Source organism: Neisseria sp. HMSC70E02, from assembly GCF_001838645.1.
GTDB classification, from domain to species: domain Bacteria; phylum Pseudomonadota; class Gammaproteobacteria; order Burkholderiales; family Neisseriaceae; genus Neisseria; species Neisseria macacae.
The window spans coordinates 600-831 of sequence record NZ_KV838149.1; positions in this window are offsets into that span (position 1 = coordinate 600).

Here is a 232-nt window from a genome sequence, read left to right on the forward strand (position 1 = left end):
AGCCGCCTTCGGGCGGCTGTGTGTTGAAACCTCCGCCCGCCAGCGTGTAGGCAGCGCGCACTTTGCCAGCCGCCTTCGGGCGGCTGTGTGTTGAAACGAAAATACCCAGTTCGCGGATTTGACTTGCGCCCCCAGCCGCCTTCGGGCGGCTGTGTGTTGAAACTGTTTGGACGCTGCGTAGATGCTAAAACCTGCGAGATCCAGCCGCCTTCGGGCGGCTGTGTGTTGAAAC